Raw genomic sequence first — 20,322 nt, forward strand, 5'->3', positions numbered from 1 at the left:
GTGCTACTCCAGTCCGAGCACCTTGCGGCCCGCGTCTGAAATCATGTGCGGCGACCAGACCGGATCCCACACGATGTGAACCTTGGCTGCCGCCACGGTGGGTAGCGCTGCGATTTTCTGCCGCGCATCCTCGGCGATGGTGGGGCCCATGCCGCAACCCGGTGCCGTTAAGGTCATCTTGACTTCAACGGTTCGGCCGCTCTCGGCGAGGTCTTCAACCGAGAGATCGTAGACCAAGCCCAGATCGACGATATTGAGCGGAATTTCCGGATCGAAGCAGGTTTTCAACGCGTCCCACACCGCGGCTTCGCTGAATTCTTCCACGGTCGCGGTCGCCGCATCATCGGCGGTGTAACCTTCGATCGCGTCGGCATCACTCTGCGCGATGCGGCACAGACCGTGATCGGTGCGCACCGTGACGTTTCCACCCAGAGACTGCACGATATGAACCGAGAGCCCCGCGGGTAAATTCACCGGCGTGCCGGCGGGAATGACGGTGGCTGCAACTTCGCGGCTGAGAGTGTGGTCGGACATGGAAATTGAGTTCAACTCAACCGAGGCGGCATGGGAAGCCCCCACTCGATCATTTGACAATGAACTCCGTGGGCATGCGCGCGTAGATTCCCCGCGGGTCGTTGAATTGCTCCAACTGTTCCAACGATGCTTCAATTTTGCTGGAAACCTGACTGATCAACCCCGAGTGAGCCGACCCCGGCTGGAGCTTGTTAATCGCTTCGGCGATGACTTCCGCCAACTCCTTCTTGCGCGGGAACTCATAGAGGCGGAACTTTTCACTCAATCCGGCTTCGGACGCGGCAAAGGCGATGGCATCGGCCAAACCGCCAATTTCGTCGACCAATCCGATTTCGAGCGCCGAGGTGCCCGACCATACGCGTCCCTGCGCGATCTCTTCGACGCGGGCGGGGTCGAGCCCCCGCCCTTCCGCGACCTTGGCCACAAACTGCCGGTAGATGTCGTCGGTGCCTCGTTGGAAAAGCGCCAATTCGGCTTCGGTCTTCGGTCGCGAGGCACTGAGCGCATCCGCAAATTCGCCCGTTTTTACGCTGTCCCATGACAGCCCGAGATCGTGGCCCAGTTCCTGGATGTTAAACAACATCGAGAAGACGCCGATCGAACCCGTGATCGTCGTGGGTTCTGCGAAGATGCGATGGGAGTAGGCGGAGATCCAATAACCACCCGATGCCGCATAGCCCCCCATGGAAACCACCACCGGCATTTTCTCCATCGCGAGACGCAACTCCCGTTGGATGTGCTCGGATGCCGCGGCCGATCCGCCGGGGCTGTTCACCCGCAACACGATCGCCTTGACGCTGGGATCTTGTCGCAAACGGCGAATCTCACGGCTGAACTTTTTACCGCCCACATCGGTGGGACGGCCTTGGCCCCCGACGATCGCGCCTTCGGCGTAAATCACGGCGACCTTGCCTTGCTTGCTGCCAAAGACCGCGGGGCTTTCCTCCGCCCCGACCTGCACCTTGCTCATCTGCCGGATATAGGCGGTCAGGTTCACCTGTTTGAAGGCCTCCTTCGGTTCCGTGACACCGGTCAACTGCTTCAACTCGTCGTAGATCTCGTCCGCATAAAGCACCCGATCGACCAAGCCCGCCTCGACCAGATCAGAGACGATAAAACTTTTCCCCGAATCGACCAAACTTTGGAAGGTCGCCGGATCCATCCCCCGGGCGGTCGCGACCGTATCGCGAAGTTGCGTCCACAGATCGCCCAGCAGGCTTTCCAATTGTTCCCGATTCTCCGCGCTGAAATCGCGGCGCGTGTAGGTTTCGACCGCCGACTTGTATTTACCGACGCGGGAGACCTGCACCCCGATGCCGAATTTATCGAACAATCCCGCCAGGAAGGTCGGTTCGGTCGCCAGCCCCGGCATCAACAACACTCCATTGGGATCAATGCCGATGTCATCCGCCACGCTGGCCAAATAAAAATCCCGGGTATCGGGATAATCGAGGTAGGCTTGAATCGGTTTTCCCGCCGCTTTGATTGCCTCCAAACCCCGGCGCACCTCCTGCAACGTGGCGAACGACGTGCCGTAGCCCTGAGGAGTAAACGAGCCCGTGAGGTAGACGCCGGCGATGCGATCATCCTGCGCGATCTCATGCAGCGCCCGGGTGACTTGACGGGTCTGCAATTGGGCGGGCACGTCCTGCCCCGAAAACGCGGCCAGAATTGCACTGTCGTCCAGCTGCACCGGTGCATCGGAAATGTTGGTCGAAAGATCGAACACCACATACGAACCCGACTTGATCGCTTGCTGCTGGGGCTCCCCCATCGCCGCGGCAAACATCATAAAGAGGAACAACAGAAACCCACCGCCCAGAAACAAAAGAAGGAAACCGGTCAGCGAACCCAACAAAGATGCGAAAAAAGTCTTCATGCGTAGGGAGACCCTACGCACTGCGGACGCGTCAGCCAGTGCTTTTCGTCAATCGGTCGCAGGAGTTTACCATCGGTTCCTGCACGGGAAGATTGCACCTTGAAGCATCGCGCATACGGTGCGTCCCATGAGCCAAAGCGCCGAGCTTCTCACCACCAACCGCAAAGCGCTGTCGATCAATTTGGACGCGCAAAAATACGGCACGTTTGCCGAAATCGGTGCCGGCCAGGAGGTCTCGCGGTTGTTTTTCCAGGCCGGTGGCGCGGCGGGCACCATCGCGAAATCGATCTCGGCCTACGACATGACGTTCAGCGACGAGATCTACGGCAAGGCCCCGCGCTACGTGTCCCGCGAACGGTTGGTCAACATGCTCGACCATGAATACGACCTGCTCCACCAACGTCTCGCCGAGAAACGCGGCGCCGATACCACATTTTTTGTGTTCGCCGACACCGTGGCCGCCAAAGCCTACCGCGGTAACAACGAATGCCACGGCTGGATGGGCATGCGGTTTCAGCCCGACCCCAACTCCGAGCCCTCCGAAATCATCATCCACGTGCGGATGTGGGATAAGGACAACCTGCTTCAACAACAGGCGCTGGGTATCGTCGGAGTAAACCTGATCTACGGCGCGTTCATGTATCGCGACGAACCGGACAAACTCATCGCATCGTTGATGGACAACGTCGGCAACCAGCGCATCGAAGTCGACATGGCCAACCTCAGCGGACCCGCGTTTGCCAACGTCGACAATCGCCTCATGTCGCTGCATCTGGTGCAATTCGGCCTCACCAACGCCGTTATGTTTGGTCCCAACAAGGAGGTGCTGCAGCCGTCCTCCGTGTTGCGACGCAAAGCCATCCTGGTGGAACGCGGAAGTTTTCGCCCCGTCACGCACGTCAATGTCGACATGCTCAATTGCGCTTGCGCGCAGTTCATGCAGGAGTCCGCCGTCAAGGGGAAGGACATGATGGTGCTGATGGAGATCACCATGAACAACCTGCTCGCCTCGGGGGATCTCGATGCCGAGGACTTCCTTTCCCGCGTCGATCTGCTCGGCGCGATCGGCTTGACCGTGCTCATCTCGAACTACCCGGAATACTACCGGCTCACTTCTTATTTCCGCCGCTACACCGATGAAATGATCGGCGTCGCCATGGGGATCAACAACCTCCTCGAGATCTTCAACGAGAAATACTACGAGTCACTGCAAGGCGGCATTCTCGAGGCGTTCGGCCGACTGTTTCGCAATTCGGTGAAGCTTTACGTTTATCCGATGCGTCGCACCGCTTACGACGGCTACCTCAACGCCGGGACCGACGACGCCCCGGCCGCCCCGCTCGTGGCTACGACACCGACTTTCACCTCGGACGTCATGGTGACGGCCCGCAATCTCCAGGTCTCCGCTCACCTGCGCAATCTCTACGCGCATCTCATGGAGAACCACTACATCGACTGCATCGTCGGCTACAACCCAGACATCCTCGACATCTTTTCGCGCGACGTGCTGCGCCGTATTCAAGTCGGGGACAACTCCTGGGAACGCATGGTGCCCGAACCGATCGTATTGGCGATCAAGGAGCACGGACTCTTCGGGCACGGTGAAACGCTGGCGGACAAGGAAATGTTGCACCCCACCGAGGACTGACACCGCCACGAAAACGCTGCCCGAGTGAGGCCGGGCGCGACCTTCCCTCTGCTCAATCGTTTCGTTTTAACCCGCCATGCGATTTCACAAATATCACGCCTTGGGCAATGACTACATCGTGCTCGATCCGGCCGACTTTCCGGATTGGGACGCTCCTTCCCGGGCGCAAACGCGGGTGATCTGCCACCGCAATTTTGGCGTGGGCTCAGATGGGATTTTATGGGGGCCGCTCCCGTCTACTTCGAGTCAGTTCGGCTTGCGCATTTTCAACCCTGATGGCTCCGAGGCCGAAAAATCCGGCAACGGTCTGCGCATCTTTTCCCGCTATCTGTGGGACTCGGGCCAAGCGACCGCCTCGCCCTTCACTATCGAAACTCCGGGCGGTGATGTCACCGCCGACATCCTCCCGCAAAACCGCCTTATCACCGTCGATATGGGCCGGGTAAGTTTCGACAGCGACGTGATTCCGGTCCGGGGCGAAAAGCGCGACGTGCTCAACGAGTCCATCACGATCGGCGACCGCACCTTGAAGTTCTGCGCCGCGACGATCGGTAATCCGCATTGTGTGCTACCCTTGCCTGCCATCTCTGCGGCGCTGGCGCACGAACTCGGTCCGCTGTTGGAGGTCCACCCGCAATTTCCGCACAAAACCAATGTGCAGTTCCTCGAGGTCATCGATCGCGGCAACATACGCATTGAGATCTGGGAACGCGGCGCCGGCTACACCTTGGCGTCGGGCAGCAGTTCGAGCGCCGCCGCCGCCGTGGCGCACCGGCTCGGGTTGGTGGATGACAAACTCACCGTGCACATGCCCGGCGGAACGATCGGCATCGAAATCGCGCCCGACTATGCCGTGCGCATGACGGGGTCGGTCAATCAGGTCGCCGTCGGGGAAATGCAACCGGACCTGTTCGAGGTCGAAGTCTGATCTCAGCAAAGAAAACGGCCGAAGCATTCCGCCTCGGCCGTGGTAAACTGAAACAGATGGAATCGGCTCAGTATTTCACCGAGCAACCATACGGTTGGCTCTGCGTTTTGGCCGGCATTCCACCGCTTTTCACCGCCGCAAGCGCGGCGACGACGTAGTTCTGCGCCTTGGCCAGATCGCGTTTGTTGGCGGAGGCGATACTGTCGATTGCGCCATCATATACGAGCGTGCCCGTGGGGTTGACCACATACATGTGCGGCGTGGTCTTGGCCCCGTAAAGGTGCCCGACAGAGCCGTCCTGATCCCGGAAATAAGCGGACGGCTTGGCACCCGTCTGCTCCATCCACCGCTCGACTTGGGACGAAGAATAATCTCCCTGCGCCCCCGCCGAACCCGAGTTGATCGTCAGCCAAACCACACCATCCGTCGTGGACGCGCCCTGCAGGTTAGGCATGTTGCCGCTCGTGTAGTGCTTGACGACGAACGGGCATTCCGGGTTTACCCACTCCAAGACCACGGTCTTACCCTGGTAGTCACTCAGTCGGTGCGCCTTGCCATTGATGTCGGTGAGAGTGAAATCGGGAGCCACTTCCCCAACCGTTGCTTTGGCGGCAAACGTCGGGACGGCGAAAATCGCGAGCATGCTCGCGGCTACGAATAGATTTTTGATCGATGATTTCATAGTAACGAAGAGACGTGGAAGCGACGGAATCGTAACCAACCTCTCTGCGGATGCCAGCGCAGGGGGTGTTTTATGTTCAATCCGGCTCATTCTTACGGATTGCCCGCCCAACTTCTGCCAATCAATGTCGCTTCCCTGTGCTTGGATGGATTGCTGATATCACCCGGATCATGTGGGGTTTCCTCTATTGGAACACCCGCAAATCGATCTATCGCGCTCGCGCCCGACGAGACCGTTGCCCGTGCCAAAACCCCTCCGATTCGGGCCGCGCCGGTGAGACCGGTTGCGATGCCGCGCTGCACTACGCCAATCCCGCTCGCTTTCGGGTCGTTTGTCCGCTGCTAAAACCGGACGCCAACGGCATGATGAAGTGCAGTGTGGCGGCCGCCGACGTGAGGCCGTTTTGGGGTCGTCCCATCGCGCTCGGCCTCTTCCTGCTGATCGGAGGTTACGCCGCCACGGTCGGCGCGGTCTACTTCGGCATGCGTCACATCGGATATCCCGTGACGGTGGAGATGATCGCAATTCCGCAAAACTGGCGTGATATCGACCAAGCCCGTTCGACCTATTTCCTGCAAAAAGCGGAGGAATCCTACCAAGCGGGAAAACTCAACGAAGCGGTCATGTCCTTGTCGTTGGCTTACGAATACGATCCGACCAACTACGATGCGGGTTTGTCGTTGGCCAAACTCTGGCAAGCAGGTCGCTCCGACATGTCGAACCTGCTCTACGAACGCCTGATGACCGATCATCCCGAGCAACAGCGACGCACGGCCCAGACGTGGTTGCGGGCCCTTCTGCCGCGCGCCGATTATTCCGCTATCGAGGAACTCGCGGCCGTCGCGTTTGAGTTCGATCCCGATTTCACGCCCGCCTGGATTCACGCCCTGCTCTTTGCCAATGAGCGCACGCAGAACACCGCGCTCCTCACCAAGCTCCTGCAAAACAAGGCCACTTATTCTCCGGGCGTGCGCGAGGTGCTCACGCTCGAAACCGAAATCCGCGCCCGCCCCGGGCAGTTTGGGCAAGCCTTGCTGGGGCATCCGCCGAAACCGGAGACCCCGGGTTTCGTGGTATATTACCAACTGCGTCGATTGATCGAAATGGGCGATGCGGAATCGGCCCTGCGTCTGCTCGAAACGCTGCAGACCCGACTCTCCGACCGCGACCGGATTTCCCTGCAACTGCAGGCCTATTCATCCCAGCCGGAATTTGCCGCCTCCTACGCGCGCCTGCTGGAACAGTTGGTCAACATCCCCCCCAGTCTGGTGCAGATCGAGTTGCTTTGCGCGCATCTGATCGCCCACCCCCAGCCCGAGTTCTACCGCATCGTCCGCGCCCGGATCGATCCGATGGAGCTCACCAAGCCGACCGAGCAAATCGCCGGTCTCATCGCGCTTTTTTCCCTCGCCGCTTCGCATACCGACGGTGACCGCATGGAACAGTTGGCTGCCATTCTGCGCCAGCAAACCGGCACGCGCTTCAACGCCCTGTCCGCCGTGCAGGCCATGGTGCGCGCGCCCGACCAGGTATTCGTCGAGTCCGTGCTTCCCACGCTGCAACCGCTTTCGCTCGAATTGGTCTACGCCATGTTGGAAAGATTTGAGCGCCCGAAAACACGATGACTTTGGCCGCCCGACCCTGGCGTGAGCTGCCGACGTTGTTGAGTAAAACCGGCACGTCGGCGTGGGCCTTGGCGGTTCTGTTCCTTTTCCTGCTCGGCACCTGGCTTTACCGCATCATCCCGGAGTGGTCGTCCAACCCCGACCTTTCCCACGGCTTTTTCGCCCCGATTCTTTTTGGACTTCTACTCCAGGAAAGCCGCCAACGCGGCCCTCGGCGATTCTTGCCCGCAAACGCCGTAAACCTCGGTGTGTGCGGAGGCCTGGTAGCTCTGAGTTTGGTCACCCTGCTGACGGCCTGCCTCTTTGCGGCCGGACTGGATTGGTCCCACTCCATGGTGGAGTTTCTCTTAGGCTGCAGCGTGTCGGGCGCAGTGGCGGCGCTCATGCTGTATTTTTCCCTGCAGCCGTATCGCCTGATCCCGTTCAACTGGGTGGCCGTGGTCGCGCTTTTGATGTGGGTGCTGAGTCTGCCCATCCCTCCCGGCACTTACAGCTCGTTGACCTTGGGACTTCAGCTGTGGGTGACCGAACGGGTTTTGGGCGCGCTGCATATCCTCGGCATACCCGCGATTCGGAACGGCAACCTCATCGAACTCGCCACCACCACCGTGGGCGTCGAGGAAGCCTGTAGCGGCGTGCGCAGTCTGCTCTCGTGCATCTTTGCCGGATTTTTCTTTTCGGCCGCGTTCGTGCGTCATTGGGGCGGTCGACTCCTGCTGCTCGTGCTCGCCCCCCTGCTGGCGATCGTGATGAATTTCGTGCGCTCGCTCACTCTCACGCTCTTGGCCAACAAGGGGGTCGACATCAGCGGTATGTGGCACGATGCGACGGGTTTTGCCATATTGGGCGTCACTGCGCTGCTCCTCGCGGGCCTGGCGTTGCTGTTGGAAAAATTCGAGTCCACCACCGCGTCCACCCCGGCGACGGACGCCGCCGCCCCGGGCGTATCCAATCAGCCCCTACCCCGTAATATTCGCCGAGGCAGCCGCATTCTCGCCACCGGCTTCGGCCTGGCAACGGGTTGCGTGGTGTTTTTCTTCTTCATGACCCGACCGGCTCCCCCCGGGAATGATGCCGTGCCCGATGTGCTGGCCCTCATGCCGGCCAATCCTCCCGGCTGGCGCATTGCGACCAGTGGCGATCTCTATCAATTTGCCGATATTCTCGAGACCGAACATCTGGGCCAACGCATCTATCTGCGCAACGACCCCCAGGGCAATTTGATCCAAATTACGGTCTACATCGCCTATTGGTCACCGGGGCAAACCGCCGTGAGCACCGTGGCGTCCCACACACCCGACGCCTGCTGGCCGGGCAACGGGTGGGATCCGGTGCAGACTGATTTTACCACGGTCAATCTCCCTTTGGCCCAACGCGAATTGCATCGGGCGGAGTATCGGATTTTCGACAACAAACGACTCTCCCAGCACGTCTGGTTTTGGCACTCCTACGACCGGCGTGTGATTCGTGAATTCAATCCACGACGCCCGCTCGATCTACTCGCGTCGGTCATGGAATTCGGCGTGCGCAGTCAAGGTGAGCAAATGTTCGTCCGCCTGACCAGCAACCGCCCCTGGGCCGACATCGCGCAAGAACCATTGGTCGAGGAGATCTTTGACCGCCTCCAACCCTACGGCATCTAGCTCGGCATGTTCAAACTGACTCAGAAGGAACAGACCGCTCTGCTCTGGCTGGCCGTGATCATCGCGCTGGGCGTTATTGGCTTGGCGGTGCTGTAAGGCATCGCTTCCTCATTGTTCGTCATGTCGGATTCGTCTCGCTCCCATTCCGCTCTCTCCACCGCCCCATTGCGCGGCAGTGCGATGATCGGGTGGCTGGTGGCCGCGACCTTGGCGATCGCCGGCGTCGTGCTCGTCGCACAATTTCTGCGCCTCCGATCCCAGGCTTCTCTGGCGGTGCATCAGGCGGAGTTGGCCGAAATCGCCCAGGCGGCGCTACAAAACGAACTGGAGATCGAGCAGGCCATCAACGAACGCTTGCTCGCCAGTTCGACGGACTTCGATCGTCTCCGCACCTGTGTGCTGCACCGGGTCACCGGCTCAAATGTCGCTTCCCCTTCATTCGTAGTGCTGTGGGACCCGTCGACGCATACCGGGTCGCTCCACGGCCTGGCTGATCATACCGAACCCGCCACCTCCGAATTCCGCCTGACCGCCCACCTCCAGAGTCGCGGCAGCGTGGCCACCAACGCGTTGGTATTTCAGTCCCGCGTCCCGCCCGATTTCTCGCGGGGTGTGTTCAAGTTCGTCCCGAGCAGTGGGGACGTGATCGGGTTTACTTTGACCATTGTGCCTCCGGAAGCGGAGTCTCCGGCCGCGACATTTTTGGGATATTTTTCGCGCTGATCCGCGATTTTCCGCACTTGCCACCGCCACGGACGGAGAAAAGCCTCCCCGTCATGGTTATTAAACCCCGTGTTCGCGGTTTCGTCTGCGTCACTTCGCACCCCGAGGGGTGCGCGGCGCACATCCAACAACAGATCGATTACGTGAAGTCGAAAGGCACGATCGCGGCTGGTCCGAAGAACGTGCTCGTGATCGGCTCTTCCACCGGCTTCGGTCTCGCCTCGCGCATCACCGCCGCCTTTGGTGCCGGTTCCAAGACGATCGGCGTCTTTTTCGAACGCCCCTCGGAAGAGGACCGACTCGGCACCGCGGGCTGGTATAACACCATTGCCTTCACCGAGAAGGCGCGCGCGGAAGGTCTCTACGCCCGCAACTTCAATGGCGACGCGTTTTCCGACGAAATCAAAACGCAGGTCATCGACGCGATTAAGGAAGATTTGGGTTCGGTCGATCTCATCGTCTACTCCCTCGCCTCCCCCCGTCGCACTCATCCCGATACCGGCGCCGTGCATCGTTCCGTGCTCAAGCCGGTGGGGGCGCCCTACTCCAACCGCACCGTCGACACCGACCGCGGCATCGTCAGCGACATCACCATCGAGCCCGCCAGCGATGCAGAGATTGCCGACACCGTCGCCGTCATGGGCGGCGACGACTGGGAACGCTGGATCAACGCCCTCGATCAAGCCGGGGTGCTCGCCGACGGCGCCACCTCCGTGGCCTACTCCTACATCGGCCCCGAAGTCACCTGGGACATCTATAAAAACGGCACTATTGGACTCGCCAAAATCGACCTCGAGGCCGCCTGCAAACGCATCGACGCGCTCCTGAAGACCAAGGGTTACGGTCGTGCTTTGGTCTCGGTCAACAAGGCCCTCGTATCCCAGGCCAGCTCGGCGATTCCCGTCGTGCCGCTCTATATTTCCATTCTCTACAAACTCATGAAGGCCAAGGGCACGCACGAGGGCTGCATTGAACAAATGCAACGCTTGTTCGCCACCCAACTCTACAGTGGCGAGGCCGCCACCTACGACGAAGCCGGCCGCGTGCGGGTCGACGATTGGGAGATGCAGCCCGACATCCAAGCCGCGGTGAAGGAGATCTGGCCGCAGATCACCACGGAAAACCTCGAAGAGCTCACCGACATCGTCGGTTACCGCGCGGAGTTTTTGAAAATGTTCGGCTTCGGGCTCGACGGCATCGATTACGAAGCCGACACCGAGCCGAATCGGCCCATGCTCTGATCGCGATCGACATCGACATCGCGCCCCTCCTGCCCGACTCAAACCGGGGCACCGCATCACGGTGCCCCTTTTTTATTAGTCGGCGGCTTCGGCCACCACTTGGATTTCCACCGTCGAGTCTTTGGGCAACCCGGCCACCGCAACTGCGGCGCGCGAATGGCGTCCCGCCTCGCCCAAAACGGCGATGAACAAATCGCTCGCGCCGTTGATCACCAAGGGGCTGCTGTCGAAGCCGGAAACCGCGTTCACGTAACCTCCGACGTAGATCAAACGCTTCACCTTGCTCAGCGAACCGAGCGCGGCTTTGAGCGTGGCCAACGTGTTGAGCGCACATACACGCGCAGATTCGTAACCCGATTCGATCGTCTGAGCCGCGCCGACTTGTCCGACGTGGGTCATCGCGCCATTGCTGACCGAGATGGTGCCCGAGCAATACACGAGATTCCCCGTGCGCACATAAGGCAGATAGTTGCCACCGGCCGCGGGCGCGGCGGGTAATTCGAGTCCTAGTTCAGCAATTTTAGCTTCCGGGTCCATGGCACTCAACTAGACGCGTTCCCGCGCGCCGCGCCAGTCGAATATGCACACCAGCGATTGCTTTGAACGTATTCACCACCGAACCTTGCGCTCCATGGATATCGCCGCCTGGCAAGCACTGCACCAAGAACAACCTGATCGCCTGATCTCCACCTTTCGGGAACGCCTCCCACTCCTGTCGGAGGATCAACATCGCGCGGTGTGGGCCTGGACCACCGCCGCCGACACCGCGCGCAAACCCACCACCAGCGGTCCTCTCGCCGGAGTGCCGTTCGCCATCAAAGATCTGTTTCATCTCGCGACGGTGCCGACGCGAGGGGGAGGTCAGCTCCCCGCCAAAACGCCACGACGCCACGGCGCGTTGGTGACGGATCTCGAAGCGACGGGCGCCTTCGCCGTGGGGAAAACCCACCTGCACGAGTATGCCTACGGTTTGACGGGTGAAAATCCCCACTTCGGCAATGTGGCCCACCCCCAATTTCCGGACCGCACCTCCGGCGGCTCCAGCAGTGGATCCGCCGCCGCTGTGGCAGCGGGCATCGTGCCGTTGGCGCTGGGCACCGACACCGGCGGATCGCTGCGCGTCCCGGCCGCCTACTGCGGTCTCTATAGCTGGCGCGATGTGCCTCATGATCGTTGGATCAGCGATGCGATGCCGTTGGCGCCAAGCTTCGACACCGCCGGATGGTTGACCCGGTCCGCAGGTGATCTTCGTCGCGTGCAAGAATCACTCCGCGGTCCCCTGCCCCCCGTCGCGACCACGCCACGCGGAGGTTACCTCCCGGCCGCCGCCATGGACGTGAGCGTCGCGCCACCGTGGGATAATGCCCTCGGCCAACGCGCCGCAAAATTCACGGCCGAAACCCTCGACGAACACGGCGACCTCGCCAGTGCCGTGACCGGATCGGGACAGCCTTACAGTATCCTGCAAAGCACCGAAGCGTTTGCAGTTCACCAAACCACCCTGGATCGGAGCAAGGCCGTGTATGGGGACGCCGTCTGGGCCCGGATCAATCGCGGCCGCACGTGGAGCGCGGCCCAGCTCGAAGGCGCTTTGGTTCACCAGCTGAAAGTGAAGCTGGCCTTCGCCCGATATTTTGAAACGCACGACTTTCTAATCATGCCGGTCGCCCCGTCTCCCGCGCCGCGTCATACCGAGTGCGACCAACCCCAACGCGATGCGCTCCTCGCGCTGACCACCCCGGTTTCCCTCGCCGGGCTACCCGCCCTCACCGTGCCAATCTCACTGCCGGATGGATTGAGCCTCGGATTGCAGATCATCTTCCCCTCCGCGCATCATGCCGCGCTCAATTGGGTGCTCGACCGGTGCAATAATTGCTAGGGAGCAAAACCATGATTCGCGCCGAAACCGACACCACCTGGCTTCTTGTCACCCATCCCGACCACGCCGCCCTCGCCGGAGAATTTGCCGATGCCTGGGGCAACACACAGTTTGCGCGACCCGAACCTTTTGCCCCGATTCGCCATGCGGTGTATCACCATGACGACGGTTGGTTGCAGCGCGACGCGAACCCGAGTCTCACCCCGGCCGGCAAACCCGAGGCGTTCACGCGTGATCTCGTCGGCGCATATTCCGCCTTTGAAGAAATCGATCTTCCGGCGTATCTCGGGGTGCGCGCCCAAGCGACTCGCGCCGTGGCGGAGGTGGACCCTGCCGCCGCGGTCGTGGTGTCCATGCACACGGTCAACCTGCTGACCGAACAGGCGGACCTCGAATCCATCCAACCCGAACATCGCGAGGCCCACGCCACCTTCGTGGCCGAGCAACGGGCCTGGCAGGAGGAAACCATGCGGGCACTCAACTTATCGCCCGAATCCATGACGCGCGGTTTCGAGTTCCTGCAGTGTTGTGACAACCTTTCGCTGATCGCCTGCTCCGGTTACGATGAACCGCGCGCGCTGCGGCACCGGCAACCCGATCGCCACGGTGACCGCCACGAATTGCAGGCCCGGCCGTTGGGAGCCGGGACATGGAGCATCACTCCGTGGCCCTTCAAGGAAGACGAAATTTCGTTCAAATTGCCGCGCCGTCGCGTGAACAAAGCCGACGCCCAAACACCGGAAACGTTTCGCGCCGCCTTCACCGCCGCAGCACCCGAGATCGTCGCGATCACGCTGCGCCGCGCCTAGCCTGCGGCTTCGGTAGCAATGAGCCCAATTCATGCGTTGCCGCGCGTGGTCCGGGCTTCAATCGTTTCGGTGCCATTGGCACCGCCAATGCTTTCACGCCCCCGCCCATGCTAAATCGCTTGTTCAAGCTCTCCGACCACGGGACGACCGTTTCCCGCGAACTTCAGGCCGGTCTCACGACCTTTGCCGCCATGGCCTACATCCTGGCGGTGAATCCCAACATCCTGGCCGACACCGGCATGGATCGAGCCGCTCTCGTCACCGTCACCGCGCTGACCGCAGCGGTGAGCACGATGTTGATGGCCGCGTTGACCAACTTTCCCTTGGCCCTCGCCCCGGGCATGGGCATCAACGCGTTTTTCACCTACACGATCTGCCTGGGAGCCGGGGTGCGCTGGCAGGAAGCCCTCGGCATGGTATTCGTCAACGGCATCATCTTCCTGATGCTGTCCCTCACCGGCGTGCGGGAGAAGATCGTCCGGGCGATCCCGTATTCGCTGAAGATTGCGATCACCTGCGGCATTGGTCTGTTCATCGCTTTTATCGGGCTTAAAAACGGCGGCGTGATCGCGGCCAGTCCGGCCACATTTGTCACCCACGGTGATTTCAACTCGGGTCCCGTGGCCGTGTGTCTCATGGGCATCGCCATCACGATCATTCTCGTGGCGCGTCGCGTGCCGGCCGCTATCATTCTGGGCATCCTGATCACGTCCCTCATCGGCTTGTTCGTGTCCGACGGCCAAGGCGGCAAGGTCACGAGCCTGCCTGGCAGCTGGATCGACCTGCCGGCCTCGCCTGCTCCCGTTTTTCTGCAACTTGAATTCGGTTTCCTGCAAAACTGGTCCGCCTTTCAGATCGCGCTGCCCCTCATCTTGACGCTGCTGCTGGTCGACATGTTCGACAACATCGGCACGTTGATCGGCGTCACCAATCGCGCGGGTTTACTCGACGCCGACGGCAACTTGCCCAAAGCCGGCAACGCCCTGGTCGCCGACTCCATCGCGGCGATTCTCAGTTCCTTGTTCGGCACCTCCACGGTTGTCAGCTACATTGAATCCGCCTCGGGCGTCGAAGCGGGCGGGCGCACGGGTCTCACTGCGGTCAGCGTGGCGGTGCTCATGCTGCTGGCGCTCTTTCTGACTCCGGTCATTCTGGCGATTCCCGCTGCCGCGACCGCTCCCGCTCTCGTCGTGGTGGGCATCTTCATGCTGCAATCGGTCACGGAGATTAAAATGGACGACTTCAAGGTCGCCGCCCCCGCGATGCTCACGATCTTGTGCATTCCCCTCACTTTCAGCATCGCCGAGGGCATCGGGCTCGGACTGATCTGCGCCTCACTGCTCGCTCTCGCCAGCGGTCGGCCCAAGGATTTCCCTGTCGTGGGCTATGTGATCGCCGCGATTTTCTTTCTCCAGTTTTTCCGTATATTTCCATTTTCCGGGTAACGCCGCGCGTTTCCCTTTTCATTCCCCCCTTGGCCATGCCTTCGACCGAATCCGTTCAACCTTCGATTCAATTTCCCAACATCCCGCCCGAGTTCCAACGGCTCGTGGAGGAGATGCAGCATGCCACAGGCAGTCTCCTGCATCCGGAGACCGTCGATGATCGCCCGTTGCATGGCACGACCCTCTACGTGGCCACGTGCTCACTGGACACCCGGTTCGGGCCGTTCCGCACGCACATTTTCCAGGACATCATCGACAAGCACTACATCATTGCCTTGGCGTTTGGTGACATCACCAAGGCCGAGGTGATTTACACCCGGTTGCACTCCTCGTGCGTCACGAGTGAGACCCTCCGCGGCTGCGATTGTGATTGTGTGCAGCAACTCGAAGGCGCGTTCAAGGTGATCGCCGAGAAAGGCAGCGGCATTCTCTTCTACCTCATGCAGGAAGGACGCGGCGTCGGCTACATTGGGAAATCACGCGACCGCATGATGGTGCAGGCCTCGCTCGACCAGTTGTCCACGTTTCAAGCCTATGCCTCGATGGGGCTGAAAAAGGACCACCGCAACTACGACAACATTTCCGACATTTACCGACTGCTCGGCATCACGGCTCCCTTCATCGTGCTGACCAACAACCCGGACAAAGTGAACGCGCTGCGCGACCAGGGTATCGAAGTCGTCGATACGGAGACGCTGGAATTTGAACCATCGCCTTTCAACCTCGCCTACCTCACCTCGAAGGCCGCGAGCGGACACATCCTGAACCGACCTTCCGCAACGCGCGTTAAACGCGCCCTTCCGCCCGAACCGGTGGTGCCCTTCAAGCCTCACGCCCTGCCTGCGGCCAAGCGGTTCATTTACTCGGCCAGCTACTTCCTGCCGATGAAGCCCGTCGACGACGACGTGTTGCTCAACGCCGAAGAGTTCCAGTCGATTTTCGGGGAGAAGAAGATCGAAGACTACATCGCCGAAGAAAACCCGCTCGTCACGAACTACCAGCTCATCCGCGGCAACCGTTTCCTCGTCCGTATTCACGCCAAAAATCTCAAGGCGTATCAGGATGCTCACCCCGACGATCCCATCGTCGATCTGCTGACCACGCCGTATTGGTTCCGGGTGCATGTCTACTACGACATCGTGACGAGTCAGGAATTTGTGATCCTGACCCACGGCAAGGCCCGCATCTACGACATCCCGGTGGTGCGACTGCACAGCGAATCACTCTTCAACCGCTTCCCGCTGCGCACGGTCGAAAATCGCGACAAGTTCAAGCAATCCGTAAAGCACATCATCCACTACGGGGTCGGCGTGATTCAACTGCTCTACAATGACGGACGGGGCGCGGGCTTCGGCGCTTACGCAACCGATTTAATGCTCTCCGAAACCGGCATGGCCCTGTCGAGTGACGAGGCTTATCGTCGGATCGGCGTCGGTTACGATAGTCGCGACTACGAGGCCTCGGTGTCTTTGCTCAAGCAGCACGTGCCCAATCTCAAAATCCAGATGGTGATGAACTCGCCTTCGAGTCTGGTGAAGAAACCGGAGTATGCCGAGGCGTTGCAACACCACCGCCTCGATGTTGAGCGCTGGATCTTTCTCGACGACGAGTCCCTCAGCGATTGATGAACGCGCCGTTGTCGGATCCCCACGGGCTCGAATTGCTGGCCCACCGACTGAGCCGGATTCCCGCCATCCTGAGCGACATGCTCACGGCCGGACCGCGTCCCCTTGCGCCGGCCACGTTGGCCAGCGAGCGATTTATTGTGACCGGAACCGGGAGCTCCGAAGCTCACGCGCGGTATCTCGCCACGCTGTTCAATCTGCATACGGATCGCGCCGCCGCCTACCTGCCGCTGTCCGGTTTCGTTGATGCACCCGCCGCGAATTTCGCGGGCAAGACGTTGGTGGTTTTCAGTCAAGGCGTCTCGCCCAACGCCCAGATCGCGCTGCAACGCGGTCGGGACTTCGCGCACACCATTCTGTTTTCGGCCACCACCCCGGAGGCGGCCGAAGCGGCGGGCAAGCCCGACCGCGCCCAGCTATTGCGCCATCTCATTCAACGGGGCGGCGAGTTGATCGAATTCCCGCTGGCCGAGGAATACACGACGCTGATTCGGTTTGTCGGACCGCTGGCGGGCTATCTGGCCACGCTGCAATTTGCCGCACAATTCCCTCGTTCGCGCGTGCCGGTGCCTTCGGCGGAAACCTTGTTGCCCTTGCTCGAGGTGAAGGCTCCGCCTGCTTTGCGCGAGGCGATGTGTCAGTTGCCCAGCGCATTCGCCGGCGGCTTCAATGTGATCACCGCGGCCCCGATTTCGGATTACTCCCAGAATCTCGCGTGCAAGTTCATGGAAGGCCTTTACTGGAACTGCCCGGCCATTTCCGACTTCCTCCAGTTTGCCCACGGCCCATTCCAACAAATGACGGCCCACCCCAAACCGGCGATCATCCTGCAAGGCGACGGCCCCGGGGAGGCCGAAATGGTGCAGCGCAGTGTCAACATGTTGCGCGGCGTCGGGGCGGGAGCCTACGTCATCCAAGTTGATGCACCTCCGCTGTTGTCGATCTTCGGTTTCGAGTCGGCGCTGAATGATCTCGTTTTCGCCGTGATGCGTCACCTGAGCATCGATCAAGTCAACTGGCCGGGCAAAGGTCGCGACGACTTGCTCTACGGCTTTTGTCCCGACGGTTAGTTCGCCTCCACGCCATCCAACAAAAAGGCCGCCGGACTCAGCCGGCGACCTTTAGGGGGGTTGGATTCAGTTAGTGTGGGTCCACCTTGGGCACCGAAATGGCACAGTGCAAGGGTGCACCTGCCCTCAATCCCGAAGGAATCTCAGCCCGTGATTTCGCTCCGAACGGGCAAAAAAAGACCGCCGATCGAAATCGGCGGTCGTGTCACTCAAGGGACGAGAAGTGATTGATTAGAAACGGAACTTAACCGTGAGCTCGGCGCGAATTCCGGCCTCAGCCACGATGGACTCGTTGCCGTAAGTGCCATTCGGCGGAGACCAGTTCTCTTCGTCGGTCAGGTTGAGCACGGCCAAACGCGCCTCCCAAGTGTCAGCAGCGTAGTAAACACTGCCGTCGATCTCGTATTGGGAGGGAATCACGATGGTGCCTGCCCAGTTGTTGTTGATCTCGTTGTGGTAGGTGCCGTTGAGGGTCAGGCCAAAGCCGTTGTCGAATTTGTAGGAGATCATGCCGTTCATCTGGTAGGATGGCAGGCCTTGAATCTTGGTCTCGCCACCCGACGACGGTTGGACTTCCGGAGCGGCCGGAGGCGACACGTTGAGGGCCTCGAAACCCACGCCCGGCGTGGTCGCATCAATGTAACCCATGGAGAACGTGGTGAAGAAGTTCTTGTTGGGTTGGTAGTTCACTTCGAATTCCACCCCGTCGTAAGTGTAGGTCGCCACCGGGCTGTTGATCGGCTTGTTCTGGCGCGTCTGATGGTAGTAGGCGGCGCCAAAGAACAGCTTTCCATCCATGAGCGAACGTTTGGCTCCCACTTCAAACAACTCACTCGGCTGCGTGAAATCGGACTTGGTCAGCACGATGTCGCCTGCGTCATTGCGACCAAGACCGGCGAAGCCACCACCATTGCCGGTGGCACCGGACGTGTTCTCGCTCAAGTTACCCGTGGCGTAGAACGTCAGGTCAGGCACGGGCTCGAAGACAATACTCGCATTGATGTTGGGCAGCGTGACGCTGATCGAACGTTCGGAGTCAGCGGTGAAGGGATCCTCCGTCGTAACTTTCAGGAAGTCCAGTCGACCGCCTGCGATGACCGAAACCGTATCACTGAGCTTGAAGAAACTCTGCACAAACGGAGAGCCGCTGATCGCGGAAGACTCATTGGTGTCGCCATTTTCCAACTGGGCGCTGGCGACGCGACCGGGGTATCCGGGAACCGGACCACCATCGAAACCGAACGCACCCTGACCATAGCCCGGGAAGTTAACCGAGTTGGTGACGTCGATGAAGTTGTGATCACGCGTGAGGTCCCAGACGGCCGCCGGCTCGAAGTAAAAGTCGTTGTAGGCTTTGTTGGTGATGTAGCGGCCAGCCACACCGGCGTTGATCTTGTGATCACCCAAGGTCTTGATGAACTCCAAGCGGGATTCGAAAGTAACCGTCGGATCGACGATTTCAGAGTAGTAGTAGGAACTGTAGGTTTCGCGGCGGGTATAGGTGAACAGGTTGTTGTTCACGATGGTCAGATCAGGCGTGCCCTTGAAGGTCTGCACGGCTTGCACCTTGAAGTTGCGGCCGATGGAGTTGTCTCCGGGTCGCAGCAACCGTTTGCTGCGATCGAGTTTCACTTCAGGACCCCAGACCATGACATTCGCCGGAAATCCGCTGGTCACGTAGGCGGAGTTTTGAGGATCAGAATCCGGGATGCCCGGGCCTTGATTATTGTTCACCCCGGTGCGGTAGAGACCGAAATCGATCAGGTTTTGCGTCGGGCGATTGATGCCGAAATTCTCGGTGTATTCAGCGTAGAAAGCCTGAGCGTTGAGAAACAACTCGTAGTCATCGGAAGGACGATAGGTGATGGCGCCGTAGAGCGAGTGGCTCTTACGGTATTCATCATCAAACCAGCCTTCGGAATCCTCGCCGGAATAAGAAATACGGTAGGCCAATTTTTCCGAGACGGGCGCGCCGTAATCAATCCCGGCGCGGAAAATGCCGTCCGTGCCCACGGTCACCCAGCCTTCACCTTTGGCTTCATCGAAGTAAGGTCGCTTGGTGATGTAATCGATAAACCCGCCGACATAGGACGAAGTCCCCTGAACCGCGGTCGCCGGACCTTTGACGATATTGACGGATTCGACCCAGTTGAAATCCACCGGCATACCGTTGCCGTTGCTGGTGATGCCACCGCGCATGCCGTTGTAGAATACGTCCGCGTATTGACCGCGGATGTCGGGATTGGCGGGCGCACCGAAATTCGAACGGGTAAACGAACTGGAAGTCAGTTTCGCGAAATCCCGCACGTCCTGAATGGCGATGGCCGTGAGCTGTTCACGGGAGATGATCGTCACGCTGCGAGGCGTGTTGAGAATACTGTCTCCCACGCCGAACACTGAATTAAAGGGGCGGGATGTCGGCATGATGTTCTCCTCCACGGGAACATCGCTGACTTCGAATTCATCCATCGTAATCGGCTCATCCTCAGCGGATTGAGCAGCGGCAAACGGGACAATACCAGCGAGCAACGCCGCCAGTGGGAGGTGGGAATATTTGAGTCGGTTCATTGGCGATAAGTCTGATCGGAAGG

At 60.1% G+C, this 20,322-nt stretch carries 16 protein-coding genes; 11 read left to right on the forward strand and 5 right to left on the reverse strand.

What is annotated here, in order from left to right; all coding sequences use genetic code 11:
* Positions 1–3: 3 nt before the first annotated feature.
* Together sufT and sppA are read right to left on the reverse strand one after the other, a co-directional pair.
* The gene (gene sufT / locus PXH66_RS09795) at positions 4–534 is read right to left on the reverse strand and encodes a putative Fe-S cluster assembly protein SufT (protein WP_330931407.1); all 531 of its coding nucleotides are present in this window, start codon (positions 532–534) and stop codon (positions 4–6) included.
* Between the two features lie 49 nt (positions 535–583).
* Positions 584–2,413 carry a signal peptide peptidase SppA gene (sppA, locus tag PXH66_RS09800; protein ID WP_330931408.1) on the reverse strand — a complete coding sequence of 610 codons (1,830 nt, stop codon included), beginning with the start codon at positions 2,411–2,413 and terminating at the stop codon, positions 584–586.
* A gap of 127 nt (positions 2,414–2,540) precedes the next feature.
* Between sppA and PXH66_RS09805 the strand changes: the two genes are divergently transcribed.
* Together PXH66_RS09805 and dapF are read left to right on the forward strand one after the other, a co-directional pair.
* Positions 2,541–4,061, forward strand: coding sequence for a TonB-dependent receptor (locus PXH66_RS09805; RefSeq protein WP_330931409.1), 1,521 nt, complete (start codon positions 2,541–2,543; stop codon positions 4,059–4,061).
* Between the two features lie 76 nt (positions 4,062–4,137).
* Entirely contained in the window at positions 4,138–4,989 is an 852-nt protein-coding gene (gene dapF, locus PXH66_RS09810) for a diaminopimelate epimerase (protein WP_330931410.1), read from the forward strand.
* A gap of 67 nt (positions 4,990–5,056) precedes the next feature.
* On the opposite strand, the gene PXH66_RS09815 is transcribed toward dapF, so the two are convergent.
* The gene (locus tag PXH66_RS09815) at positions 5,057–5,671 is read right to left on the reverse strand and encodes a redoxin domain-containing protein (RefSeq protein ID WP_330931411.1); all 615 of its coding nucleotides are present in this window, start codon (positions 5,669–5,671) and stop codon (positions 5,057–5,059) included.
* 170 nt (positions 5,672–5,841) lie between these two features.
* Here PXH66_RS09815 and PXH66_RS09820 point away from each other — a divergent pair, with 170 nt between their 5' ends.
* The 4 genes from PXH66_RS09820 to fabV all read left to right on the forward strand — a co-directional run bounded on the left by PXH66_RS09820 (position 5,842) and on the right by fabV (position 10,903).
* Complete coding sequence (locus PXH66_RS09820; protein ID WP_330931412.1) at positions 5,842–7,296, forward strand: tetratricopeptide repeat protein; 1,455 nt, start codon at positions 5,842–5,844, stop codon at positions 7,294–7,296.
* Entirely contained in the window at positions 7,293–8,939 is a 1,647-nt protein-coding gene (locus PXH66_RS09825) for an exosortase/archaeosortase family protein (protein WP_330931413.1), read from the forward strand. The genes PXH66_RS09820 and PXH66_RS09825 overlap by 4 nt, the downstream gene beginning before the upstream one ends.
* 120 nt (positions 8,940–9,059) lie before the next feature.
* Complete coding sequence (locus tag PXH66_RS09830; protein ID WP_330931414.1) at positions 9,060–9,662, forward strand: hypothetical protein; 603 nt, start codon at positions 9,060–9,062, stop codon at positions 9,660–9,662.
* Between the two features lie 53 nt (positions 9,663–9,715).
* Positions 9,716–10,903: an enoyl-ACP reductase FabV gene (gene fabV / locus PXH66_RS09835; protein ID WP_330931415.1), complete on the forward strand. Its 1,188-nt coding sequence runs from the start codon at positions 9,716–9,718 to the stop codon at positions 10,901–10,903.
* Between the two features lie 75 nt (positions 10,904–10,978).
* Here fabV and PXH66_RS09840 read toward each other — a convergent pair whose 3' ends face one another.
* Positions 10,979–11,440: a RidA family protein gene (locus PXH66_RS09840; RefSeq protein WP_330931416.1), complete on the reverse strand. Its 462-nt coding sequence runs from the start codon at positions 11,438–11,440 to the stop codon at positions 10,979–10,981.
* Between the two features lie 94 nt (positions 11,441–11,534).
* On the opposite strand from PXH66_RS09840, the gene PXH66_RS09845 reads away from it, so the two are divergent.
* The 5 genes from PXH66_RS09845 to PXH66_RS09865 all read left to right on the forward strand — a co-directional run bounded on the left by PXH66_RS09845 (position 11,535) and on the right by PXH66_RS09865 (position 17,731).
* The gene (locus PXH66_RS09845; RefSeq protein ID WP_330931417.1) at positions 11,535–12,782 is read left to right on the forward strand and encodes an amidase; all 1,248 of its coding nucleotides are present in this window, start codon (positions 11,535–11,537) and stop codon (positions 12,780–12,782) included.
* Positions 12,783–12,793: 11 nt separating this feature from the next.
* A complete protein-coding gene (locus PXH66_RS09850; protein WP_330931418.1) occupies positions 12,794–13,591 on the forward strand; it encodes a DUF3891 family protein in 798 nt (265 codons plus the stop codon).
* Positions 13,592–13,698: 107 nt separating this feature from the next.
* Positions 13,699–15,036: an NCS2 family permease gene (locus PXH66_RS09855; RefSeq protein WP_330931419.1), complete on the forward strand. Its 1,338-nt coding sequence runs from the start codon at positions 13,699–13,701 to the stop codon at positions 15,034–15,036.
* Between the two features lie 35 nt (positions 15,037–15,071).
* Entirely contained in the window at positions 15,072–16,661 is a 1,590-nt protein-coding gene (locus tag PXH66_RS09860) for a GTP cyclohydrolase II (RefSeq protein ID WP_330931420.1), read from the forward strand.
* On the forward strand, positions 16,661–17,731 hold the full coding sequence (locus PXH66_RS09865) for a creatininase (protein WP_330931421.1): 1,071 nt from the start codon (positions 16,661–16,663) through the stop codon (positions 17,729–17,731). Before PXH66_RS09860 ends, PXH66_RS09865 begins: the two co-directional genes overlap by 1 nt.
* Positions 17,732–17,962: 231 nt before the next feature.
* Here the strand turns inward: PXH66_RS09865 and PXH66_RS09870 are convergent, their stop codons facing one another.
* Entirely contained in the window at positions 17,963–20,299 is a 2,337-nt protein-coding gene (locus tag PXH66_RS09870; protein ID WP_330931422.1) for a TonB-dependent receptor, read from the reverse strand.
* Positions 20,300–20,322: the final 23 nt, after the last annotated feature.

It is taken from the genome of Synoicihabitans lomoniglobus (assembly GCF_029023725.1).
GTDB classification, from domain to species: Bacteria; Verrucomicrobiota; Verrucomicrobiia; order Opitutales; family Opitutaceae; genus Actomonas; species Actomonas lomonigloba.